We start from the raw sequence: 6,000 nt of genomic DNA, 5'->3' as shown, positions 1-6,000 counted from the left end.
GGCGCGACGTCCGCCGTACCCGAACCCGACATCGACCCGCCCGGCACCGGCACCGGTACGCCGCCCGGTCCGTACGCCGCCCCGCACCCGGGCCCGCCCGGCGACCGCGGCGACCTCGGCGCCCCCGCCGGGCCCGCCCCGGAGGCCGCCTGGCGGCCCGACACCGCCGTGATCATGATCGGCGCCAATGACGTGACCCACCGGATGCCGCCGGCGAAGTCCGTACGGCTGCTCGCCGACGCGGTCCGCGCGCTGCGCGCCACCGGGTGCGAGGTGGTGGTGGGCACCTGCCCCGACCTCGGCACCATCGAGCCCGTCTACCAGCCGCTGCGCTGGGTGGCCAGGCGGCTCAGCCGGCAGCTCGCCGCCGCGCAGACCATCGCGGTGGTCGAGCACGGCGGGCGGACGGTCTCGCTCGGCGACCTGCTCGGCCCCGAGTTCGCCGCACACCCGACGGAGCTGTTCGGGCCCGACAACTACCATCCGTCGGCCGAGGGCTACATGACCGCGGCGATGGCGGTCCTGCCGACGCTCTGCGCGGCGCTCGGCCTGTGGCCCGAGGAGGAGCGGCCCGACCCGGCGCGCCGTGAGGGGTTCCTGCCGGTGGCGCAGGCCGCGGCCCAGGCGGCGGCCGAGGGCGGCACGGAGGTGGCCGCGGCCCGTGGCCCCTGGGCCCAGCTCTTCCGCCGGCGGCGCCGCCGACTCCCGGCCGACCCCGCATCGGCCAGCGTCACGGGGTGAGGCCGCGCCCGGCCCGGCCGTACGCCGCCGGACCTTGCGGCCCGACCCTCCGCCGCCCGAACGTGCGGCCGGGCCCGTCCGCGCACCGCCCGACGCCCTCCCGTTCCGGAGCCAGGCCCGGCCCCGTACCCCGCCGCACGCCGCCCGCCCCCGACCACCTCGCGCGTACGCGCCCGCGGGGCACGGCCACGCCCCGGCCCCGCCAGAGCCACCACCACAACCGCGGCCAGGGCCACGGCACCACCAACCCCGAACCCACCCCTGAGCAAGCGCTTAGAAAAGAGGCCCGCATCACAGCGTGCGCCTGGTGACCTCGGGGCTACGGGCCGGTAGCTTCCGGAACAGTCCTGCCCTCCCTCCCCTCAGGAGCCGTGATGACCGAAGCCGTGATCGTCTCTGCCGCCCGTACGCCCATCGGTCGCGCCTTCAAGGGGTCGCTCAAGGACGTCAGGCCCGATGACCTGACCGCCGGGATCATCGCGGCGGCGCTCGCCAAGGTGCCGGAGCTCGACCCGCGCGACATCGACGACCTGATGCTGGGCTGTGGGCTGCCCGGCGGCGAGCAGGGGCACAACCTGGGCCGGATCGTCGCCGTCCAACTGGGCATGGACCACCTGCCGGGCTGCACCATCACCCGCTACTGCTCCTCCTCGCTCCAGACCTCGCGGATGGCGCTGCACGCCATCAAGGCGGGCGAGGGCGACGTGTTCATCTCAGCCGGCGTGGAGACCGTCTCGCGCAACGTCAACGGCTCGTCCGACGGCATGCCCGGTACGCACAACCCGCTGTTCGCCGACGCCGAGGAGCGCACCGCGGCCCGGGCCGCGCAGGAGGGCACCGACTGGCACGACCCGCGCGCCGACGGCCTGGTGCCGGACGCGTACATCGCGATGGGGCAGACCGCCGAGAACCTGGCCCGGGCGAAGGGCATCACGCGGCGGGAGATGGACGAGTTCGGCGTCCGTTCGCAGAACCTGGCCGAGCAGGCGATCAAGGACGGGTTCTGGGCGCGCGAGATCACCCCGGTGACCACCCCGGACGGCACCGTGGTCAGCCAGGACGACGGGCCGCGCGCGGGCGTCACGCTGGAGGGCGTGCAGGGTCTCAAGCCCGCCTTCCGGCCGGACGGACTGGTGACGGCCGGCAACTGCTGTCCGCTCAACGACGGCGCCGCGGCCCTGGTGATCATGTCCGACACGAAGGCCCGCGAGCTGGGGCTGACCCCGCTCGCCCGCATCGTCTCCACCGGGGTCTCCGCGCTCTCGCCGGAGATCATGGGGTACGGGCCGGTCGAGGCGTCCCGGCAGGCGCTGCGCCGGGCCGGGCTCGGGATCGGCGACATCGACCTGGTGGAGATCAACGAGGCGTTCGCCGCGCAGGTCATCCCCTCGTACCGGGACCTGGGCGTGGACCTGGACCGGCTCAACGTCAACGGCGGTGCGATCGCCGTGGGGCACCCCTTCGGGATGACCGGCGCGCGGATCACCGGCACCCTGATCAACTCGCTCCAGTGGCACGACAAGCAGTTCGGGTTGGAGACCATGTGCGTCGGGGGTGGGCAGGGCATGGCGATGGTCATCGAACGGCTGAGCTAGGACGGTCGCCCGGCCTCCGGTCCGTCCGGCCCCGGCCCCGCTGGCTCCGGGCCCCGGTCACGCGCCCCGTACCGCCCCGCGCGCCTGACCTGCGCCGTACGGTCCGCCCCGGCCGAGCCGTGCCCCCGTCCCGCGGCCCGTGCCGCGGGGCGCGGGGGCGCCGCTCACCCACCGGGCCGTGACCGAATCTCCCCCAGGATGTGACCAACGCCCCCGAGGCGCATCGATCGTGCAGGTCAGCGATGTTCGGTACAGGCTGTCTGGGTCTTTATACCCGGTCAATCCGTGACGTTGTGCACTGACACCGGGCGACGACACGGGCCAAGCTGAGGTAGGAATTCGGGGGACCATCAGCAACCGGGAGTCTGTCAGTGAGCGCTACGTCCCTTGCCGTACTGCTGGCCGCAGGCATCGCCACGGCCGTCGGCGTCGCGGCCCTGCACACCACCCGCGGACTGCGCCGCCAGATCGCCGCGCTCCGCGCCGACGTCGCGGTGGCCACCGCGGCCGGCGCCGCCGGCGTACCCGCCGCCCGGCAGAGCCCGGCCGAGGAGATACGCGCCGCCGTCGCCGACGCGCTGGCCGAGGAACGCGAGCGGGAGCTCGCGGAGGCGCGCGCGTTCTGGGCGGCCCAGGAGGCGCGCGACGCGGCACCCGGTGCGGAGGGCTCAGCGCTCCTCGGCGGCCTGGCCGGCTTCGGCGACGAACCCGGCCTGGACGCGGCTCCGTTCGTGCCCCGCCAGCCCGACCTGGCCGGCCTGGAGCCGATGATCGAGTCGGAGCTGCTGGACGCCGCACTCGAAGCGGCGCTCGACCCGGCCCTGGACGCCGTCCTGGACCCCGCGCTCGACCTGCCGGGCGAGGTGGAGGGCCCGGAATCGGCCGAGCTGGCCGCCGCCCGCCGCCGGCACCCCTCGCACCCGGCGCACGCCGCGGGTGAGGCCGCCCAGCACGCCGTCGTCGGGCACGAGCGCACCGTCGCCGCCCTGGACGAACTCGCCGCCGACCGCACCCCGCTGGTCGACGTGCGCCCCGGCCCGCTCGGCACCCTCGATGTGTACGTGTTCGGCAACGGCACCACGGTCTGCATGACGCCCGGCCACCGCGAGACCGCGGACCAGCTCGCCGAGGCCCTGCGCGCGGGCGACGCCCCGGTGCTGCTCGGCGGCTCCGGCGTCTCCGGCGCGTACACGCTGACCTTCGGCTACGGCGACACGAGCGTCTACGTCCTGGCCGACCGCGTCATCGCCTCGCTCTGAACCCTGCGCCCCGGCGCGTCCAGGCGCCGGGTCACCGTTCCAGCCACTCCGGCAGCCACGCGTCCTCCGGCGTCGGCGGCCCCGACGCGCGCAGGTGGTCGCGGAGCGCGGCCAGTACGGGGTGCCGGTCCCCGGTGCGGGACAGCAGCACGTGCGGGTAGACCGGGGTCGGTCCGTACAGCGGGATGCGTCGCAGGTCGTGGGAGCCGGGCCAGAGGTAGCGGTCGCCGCTGCCGACCAGGGTGGCCAGCGTGGCCGAGTCGGCCAGCGCGTCCATCAGGGCCTCGTCGCCGAAGGCGGGGCCGAGCGCGTCGACGCTCAGGCCGAACGCCCCGGCCAGCGCCTGGTAGAACGCCGCCCACTCGGTGCCCGGCCTGATCCCGGGAATCCAGATCCGGTGGCCGGCCAGCTCCGCCGGTCTGACCCGCTCCGCCCTCGCCAGCGGATGGCGCGGCCCGACCAGGAGTTCCAGGGGCGCGTCCAGCAGGCGTTCGGCGCTGATCCCGGCCGGGACCTGGTCCGCTGGCAGGGCCCGGAAGGTCGCGTCGACGCTGCCTTCGAGCACCGCCCTTGCGGCCCCGGCGGCGTTCTCCTCGCCCAGGGTGACCGTGTCCAGGCCCGTCTCGGGGTGCGCGCGGTAGAACCGGTACACGGCCTGGGCCGGGGCGATGCGCCGGTTCAGCACGTCGACGCGGAGCGGCCGGCTGCCGGGGCGCACCGCACGCTCGGCCCGGTCCAGGGCCGCCAGCACCTGCTTGGCGTGCGGCAGCAGCACCTGCCCGTCCGGGCTCGGCCGGGAGCCCCGCGCGGTGCGCACCAGGAGCGTGACCGACAGGTGCCCCTCCAGGGCCGCGATCCGCTTGGAGACCGCCTGCTGGCTGATCCCGAGCTCGTCGGCCGCGGCCCGGAAGTGACCGAACTCGACGACGGCGACGAACGTGCGCAGGGCTTCCACATCCATCCCCGCAAGGTACGCCCACAACCAACGGTTGTGTCTGGCGCACGGCCGGTTGTTTGATCACCGGCGCTGTGCACTGGTGGACTCCTCGCATGTCTTCCCGTACCGAGCAGATCATGTACGTAGAAACAGCCGAGTTCGCGCGCCATGCGGAGCGCATCGCCGAGGTGACCGACGCGACGTCCCGACTGAACGTGCTGCCGTTCGGCGACGTCGAGGGGCGCGCCGCACTACTCGCCGTTGTGTTCGGCGGTCCGCTTCCGGAGTCCGTGACGATCTATCCGCCGTTCTTCACCGAGTACGGGCTGAACACCAGCTTCGGGGCGAACGTCTTCGTCAACCAGGGGTGCACGTTCATGGACCGGGGCGGGATCAGCATCGGCGCCGGCGTCATGATCGCCCCCAGGGTCAGCCTGATCACCGGCGGGCATCCGCTGCCGCTCGCGGAGCGGCGGGCGTACCTCTCCTTCGCCCCGATCGTCATCGAGGACGACGTCTGGATCGGGACCTCCGCGGTGGTCTTGCAGGGGGTGACCGTCGGGGCCGGTGCGGTGGTCGCCGCCGGCGCGGTGGTCAGCCGTGACGTTCCGGCCGGCACGCTGGTCGCGGGGGTTCCCGCCCGGGTGGTGAAGGCGATCGGTTGAGCCCGCGGCGCGGTCCCGGGCCGCGGTTCTCCCGCCGGCGCCGAGCCACTGGCGAGTCCCGCCCCGGCTCACAGCCCGCAGCGGACCCGTACCGACTCCACGAGGGCCCTCGCCTCCGCCGCCTGCGCCCGCACCGGCTCCGGGGCCGCCGGGCGGCGGGCGCCGGCCGGCGCTGCGCCACTCAGGGCATGGGCGAGGTCGTGGCCGGCCACGGCCAGTTGGTCGGCCACCACGAAGACGCCGGCGTCGGGCAGCGTACGGGGCTCGCTGTCGGGCGACTCCAGGAGTTGGGCGCGGCTGGCCAACGCGCGGGCCAGGGCCAGCGCTTCGGCGGCCGGGCCCTGGCGCAGCCGGGACTGGGGCAGCGCCCGCAACCGGTCGGCGAGGCGGTCCACTGCGGCCAGGAAGGCGGTCACATCATCCACGCGGCGACTCTATGCGCCACTCGCGGACTGTTGCCAACGCCCAAACGCTCAGGCACGGTGAGGTGAAGGACACCCCTGGGCCACGATGTGGCAGCAGCGATCAGGACAACGCCGGAGGCGCCGATGTCCCACGCTTTCTCCGAAGAGACCCACCGGAACCTGCTCTCCCGAATCCCGCACTGCACCGGCCGCGAAGTCGCCGACTGGCTGCGCACGGTGGACGAAGGCCCCGCCCTGTCGCGCTTCGAAGAGAAGGTCGGCTGGCTGCGCGGCGAGCACGAACTCGCCTACGGGCACGCCAAGGCGATCATCCACGAGCACGACCTGCGCCGCGCGGCGCGCAAGCTGCGGTAGCCCACCCGCCGACGGCTACGGCAG

7 protein-coding genes are annotated in these 6,000 nt (G+C 74.6%); 5 read left to right on the top strand and 2 right to left on the bottom strand.

All coding sequences use genetic code 11. The features are described from left to right. The 3 genes from ACMA1D_RS30725 to ACMA1D_RS30715 all read left to right on the top strand — a co-directional run. On the top strand, positions 1-741 hold a 741-nt coding region (locus ACMA1D_RS30725), incomplete at its 5' end, for an SGNH/GDSL hydrolase family protein (RefSeq protein ID WP_414727262.1). Between the two features lie 374 nt (positions 742-1,115). Then, positions 1,116-2,336, top strand: a complete 1,221-nt coding sequence (locus ACMA1D_RS30720) for an acetyl-CoA C-acetyltransferase (RefSeq protein WP_414727261.1) — start codon at positions 1,116-1,118, stop codon at positions 2,334-2,336. Between the two features lie 371 nt (positions 2,337-2,707). Then, a complete protein-coding gene (locus ACMA1D_RS30715; protein WP_414727260.1) occupies positions 2,708-3,595 on the top strand; it encodes a hypothetical protein in 888 nt (295 codons plus the stop codon). A gap of 31 nt (positions 3,596-3,626) precedes the next feature. Here ACMA1D_RS30715 and ACMA1D_RS30710 read toward each other — a convergent pair whose 3' ends face one another. Further along, on the bottom strand, positions 3,627-4,556 hold the full coding sequence (locus tag ACMA1D_RS30710) for a LysR family transcriptional regulator (RefSeq protein ID WP_414727259.1): 930 nt from the start codon (positions 4,554-4,556) through the stop codon (positions 3,627-3,629). A gap of 113 nt (positions 4,557-4,669) precedes the next feature. On the opposite strand from ACMA1D_RS30710, the gene ACMA1D_RS30705 reads away from it, so the two are divergent. Beyond that, the gene (locus ACMA1D_RS30705; RefSeq protein ID WP_414727266.1) at positions 4,670-5,197 is read left to right on the top strand and encodes a DapH/DapD/GlmU-related protein; all 528 of its coding nucleotides are present in this window, start codon (positions 4,670-4,672) and stop codon (positions 5,195-5,197) included. A 68-nt stretch (positions 5,198-5,265) separates the two neighbouring features. Here ACMA1D_RS30705 and ACMA1D_RS30700 read toward each other — a convergent pair whose 3' ends face one another. After that, entirely contained in the window at positions 5,266-5,613 is a 348-nt protein-coding gene (locus ACMA1D_RS30700) for a hypothetical protein (RefSeq protein ID WP_414727265.1), read from the bottom strand. Positions 5,614-5,745: 132 nt separating this feature from the next. On the opposite strand from ACMA1D_RS30700, the gene ACMA1D_RS30695 reads away from it, so the two are divergent. Further along, positions 5,746-5,976, top strand: coding sequence for a DUF4287 domain-containing protein (locus tag ACMA1D_RS30695; RefSeq protein WP_349994196.1), 231 nt, complete (start codon positions 5,746-5,748; stop codon positions 5,974-5,976). The last annotated feature ends 24 nt before the right edge of the window (positions 5,977-6,000 follow it).

It is taken from the genome of Streptomyces sp. 796.1 (genome assembly GCF_047525675.1).
In the GTDB taxonomy this organism is placed as follows: domain Bacteria; phylum Actinomycetota; class Actinomycetes; order Streptomycetales; family Streptomycetaceae; genus Streptomyces.
This window is presented reverse-complemented; position numbering and strand designations above follow the sequence as displayed.